Below are 4,037 nucleotides of genomic sequence, written 5' to 3'. Positions count from 1 at the left end.
AATCTTTCTTCCCTTGCATAGATACCCTCCTAAATATGATTTGTTTATAAAGAAAATACTAAAAAGGAAGCAGGAAATGATACTTTCCTGCTTCCTTTTTTGAGTTGTGCAACAGGCACCGTTTATCCGCTGTTTTATCTTGACCCTAATCCAAATGCGTAACCGACGCTCAAACCCAATTTAGCGCGGCGAACTCCGTATTTACCGTCTTTATCGTTTTTATCTCTATATTTTCCCAAATCTGTAAGGTATCTGGCGTCAAAAAACAAATTTCCCGGTCCCGCGTCAAATCCGAAAGAAACGCCCGCCGTCAAACCGACAGGATTCTTCATGTCTTCGCTTAACTCTTTAGTTTCATCTTTGGTCATTTTTACAGACGTTTTATTGCCGTTAATCTTCGCTTTAGCCTTGAAATCTCCCATATTCACAGAGAAATGAGGGCCTGCAAAAATACAGAATTTTCCTTCGGCAAGCGTCAGTTTCGGCAAAATTGGGATAACCATCGCAGGTCTGCTTGACACCACATAATCTCCTTTTTTGTAAACTTCGTAGTAGGAATATTCGCTGTCTTTTTTCATTTTGAATCCGCCATGCCCGTATTGCGTAAATAGCAATTCGGTTTGTATCGCAAACGCGTTCGCCAACTGCAAACTTACGAAAGGAGCGATGTCAAAAGAATTACCGCCGCTTTTGAAAGCGGATTCATCATCGGTAATCATGTCTTTTAATTCTTCTCCGGGACTGCTCATACCTATGCCGAATCCTGCGCGAGCGCCTACGTACACGCGTTTGTCATTACCCGCAAACGCCGACACCGCAACGCATACGACCATTACGCCAAGATACTTTCTCATAATCATAAGGTTACTCCTTTTTAATGAAACCTATTTTTTATATACAAAAGAATCGTCTTTTGTCAACATTTAAATAAAAAAATCAAAAATAGCGTCTATTATTTTGCAACAATCTTTCCGTTTCGCATTCCGATAAGCGAATTTGATAAGGAAAGTTCCCAAACGTTTGTCGTTCTGACGGTTGCGGTGTTTTTTTCTACCGCTACGACCAAACCTTCCGCCGCAGGTTCATCCGCATATTTTTTCTTGGCTCCTTTACGCGCCTGCTGATAAAAGGTTATATGGTCGCCGATATTTATACCGCTATGCGTTCCTTTGTCGATAAATAAAAATTCGGAAGGTTTAAGCGAAATATCCGGATTCATTCTTGCAATCACCTGTACTTCGAGAGAATCGTCAAGATTTTTGTATGTGAGGTATTCGCCTATCGGTTTGTATTTACGCGTGGGAGCGATTTTAGCGCCATCTCTTAAAACTCCCCAAAGTTTTTCAATATAAACGGTCGTGTAATCGTTATCGACATATTTTATAACGCCGGTCGCAACCGGTTCCGAAACAATTCCGTTTTTGCACATTAAATCGTTACGTATAGAGTAAAAATCCACATGTGCGCCGATTTTGAAATAATCGGCGTTGTTTGAAATTTCTGTTTCCATTCTGATAAGAACGTTTTGATTTTGAGCCAATATCGGACGTTTATTGTTTGCAACTTCGCCATAATCAAAAATATCAATATCTCCGCCGTCTTTATCGTGTTTTTTATCGTAAACGAAAGGCGCCTGTCGAAGCGCTTCAAGCGAAAAATAATACATATATTTTTCCACTAAATAAAATTGTTTTTCAGAAGGATATTTTCTCGTTTGGTCGCGAAGTTGAGTAAATGTTTTTGAAGAGCCGTAAAGGGATATTTCGCTTGATTTTTCAACGTTTTTTATTGAACTTATTCCCGGAATAAATAATAGTTTCCCCGGATAAATCCAATGCGGATCTTTGATGTATTCGTTGCGTTCCCAAATGTAACGCCATTCAAATCCGCTGCCGTAATATTTTTTTGCCAAATTCCACAAGTTATCGCCTTTTACTATTACATAGTCGGCGCTGTCGGAATAGCCTATAATTAAATTTTCCTGATAACGCATATCGGTTTGTGCAAAAATTATCGCCGCCGGAAACAATAGTAGCGCTATTTTTTTCATAAACATCTCCCGAACATAATATTGCCAATACAAGAAAATAATACAAGTTACTTGGAAAATGCATTATTTTATATTAAAATTATTAAAAAACACAAAAACAAAAGGAATAATTTGACAAAAGATAAAATTACCGCGATTCCGGGAGGGGTTTGTGCGGCTAAAAATTTTAGTGCAAACGGTGAAACTGCGGGGATAAAAAATTCGGGAAATTTTGATTTGGGGTTAGTTTACAGCGATATTGACTGCAATACCGCCGGAACTTTTACGACAAACCTTGTGAAAGCGGCTTGTGTTTTGGTAAATAAAGAAATTTTGCCGTCAAAGAACATTAGGGCGGTAATCTGCAACAGCGGAAACGCAAACGCTTGTACAGGAAATCGCGGAATTGACGACGCGAAGAAAATCGCGGCTTTTGTCGAAAAAACTCTGAATTTGAACGAATTTTCGGTTTTAACCGCTTCCACAGGAGTTATCGGTAAATTTATTCCTCTCGAAAAAATAATTTCGACTATTCCAAGTTTAGCAAAAAATTTGTCAAAAGAAAACGAAAACGTCTTTGCGACGGCGATTATGACTACCGACACAAAACAAAAAGAGACGGCTTTTGAGGTGGAATTGTCAAACGGAAAATTTATTATAGGCGGCTGCTGTAAAGGAGCGGGAATGATCGCTCCAAACATGGCGACAATGCTTGGATTTATCACTACCGACTTAGCGATCGGACTTGACGAATTGGATAAAATTCACAAAAAGTCGGTCGACTGCACGTTTAATAACGTAACCGTTGACGGAGACACTTCTACAAACGATATGGTTATTGTTATGGCGAACGGGGCGAGCGGCGTTTCGATAAAATCAAAAGACGATGAAAAAATAGTCGAAGAAGCGTTTTTTGTCGTATATAACGAATTATGCGCAAAAATAGCCGAAGACGGCGAGGGAGCGACCAAAAGAGTGGAAATACGAGTTTCAAACGGCAAAAATATTTTTGACTGTAAACTTGCGGCGAAATCCGTAGCCAATTCCAATTTGACAAAATGCGCTATGTTCGGAAACGATCCGAATTGGGGAAGAATTTTGTGCGCTGTAGGGTATTCCGGCGCGGAATTTAATCCCGAAAACGTTGTTGTCAAACTTTGTGAAACGACGGTTTTTGAAAAAGGTTCGCCTGCAGAATTTTCGGTAAAAGAATTGTCCGGAAAAATGAACGGGAAATTTGTTCTTGTTGAAATCGATTTAGGATTTAATAACGGATCTTTCGCCGTCGCCCACACCTGCGATTTCAGTTATGATTACGTAAAAATAAACGCGGAATATCATACTTGAAAAACGGCGTTATAGCTATGCAATATCAAATCATTTCTTTGCGAGGACTTTCGCTCCAAACGGCATAAACGCCAGCGCCGTCAGTTTAAAACACTGAACTCCGAACGGAATGCCCGCAATAGTTACACAGCAGAGAATTCCCGCAGTAAAATAACCTAACGATAACCACAAGCCGCCGAAAATAAACCACAAGATATTTAGCAATATATTTAAAGGGTTTGAGATGTTTTCTCTTTCGATTTCTTTGCCGAACGGAAGAAAACCCATGCCGCTTAACTTGAAACACTGCAAACCGACAGGTATTCCGATTATTGTAATGCACCATAATAAACCGAAAAACAACCAGCCGAGCCCAAGCCAGAAACCGCAGAAGATAAACCAAAGAATATTACCGATAATCCTTAAAACCCCCATAAGACTTCCTTTTTTAAAATAAAAAACAATTTATTCGTAATCAGAAAACTTTCAATTCTTTATCAAGAATTTCAACATTCTCACCGCTTGGACGCAATACTCCGATGCCTTGTCTTAACGCTTCTTCTTCCGTATTATCTTCAAACGACATTCCCGCTATTCCCAAATAAAACTTATGTTTGACATATTGCGGGAATAACTGTCTGAAAACATTTATCTGCGTACCCGCCAGCGTTTCAAGGTCTTT

General features: G+C 39.4%; 5 protein-coding genes. 1 reads left to right on the top strand and 4 read right to left on the bottom strand.

Features of this window, described 5'->3' with window-relative positions:
- Positions 1–134: 134 nt before the first annotated feature.
- Entirely contained in the window at positions 135–854 is a 720-nt protein-coding gene (locus tag LBH98_01535; protein MDR0303440.1) for a PorT family protein, read from the bottom strand.
- Positions 855–952: 98 nt separating this feature from the next.
- On the bottom strand, positions 953–2,050 hold the full coding sequence (locus LBH98_01530; protein MDR0303439.1) for a LysM peptidoglycan-binding domain-containing protein: 1,098 nt from the start codon (positions 2,048–2,050) through the stop codon (positions 953–955).
- A 111-nt stretch (positions 2,051–2,161) separates the two neighbouring features.
- On the opposite strand from LBH98_01530, the gene argJ reads away from it, so the two are divergent.
- Entirely contained in the window at positions 2,162–3,376 is a 1,215-nt protein-coding gene (argJ, locus tag LBH98_01525) for a bifunctional glutamate N-acetyltransferase/amino-acid acetyltransferase ArgJ (protein ID MDR0303438.1), read from the top strand.
- 30 nt (positions 3,377–3,406) lie between these two features.
- On the opposite strand, the gene LBH98_01520 is transcribed toward argJ, so the two are convergent.
- Complete coding sequence (locus LBH98_01520) at positions 3,407–3,790, bottom strand: YccF domain-containing protein (protein MDR0303437.1); 384 nt, start codon at positions 3,788–3,790, stop codon at positions 3,407–3,409.
- Between the two features lie 40 nt (positions 3,791–3,830).
- Positions 3,831–4,037 (bottom strand): hypothetical protein (locus tag LBH98_01515; protein ID MDR0303436.1); only part of this gene is annotated, 207 nt, incomplete at its 5' end.

This window comes from Chitinispirillales bacterium, assembly GCA_031254455.1.
In the GTDB taxonomy this organism is placed as follows: domain Bacteria; phylum Fibrobacterota; class Chitinivibrionia; order Chitinivibrionales; family Chitinivibrionaceae; genus WRFX01.
The sequence above is the reverse complement of the archived record's forward strand: the minus strand, read 5'-3'. Positions and strand labels throughout refer to the sequence as shown.

Excerpts from the sequence above, each read along its gene's own strand:
- LBH98_01535 (MDR0303440.1), bottom strand. The coding sequence starts at position 854 with ATGAGAAAGTATCTTGGCGTAATGGTCGTATGCGTTGCGGTGTCGGCG.
- LBH98_01530 (MDR0303439.1), bottom strand. The coding sequence starts at position 2,050 with ATGAAAAAAATAGCGCTACTATTGTTTCCGGCGGCGATAATTTTTGCA.
- LBH98_01520 (MDR0303437.1), bottom strand. The coding sequence starts at position 3,790 with ATGGGGGTTTTAAGGATTATCGGTAATATTCTTTGGTTTATCTTCTGC.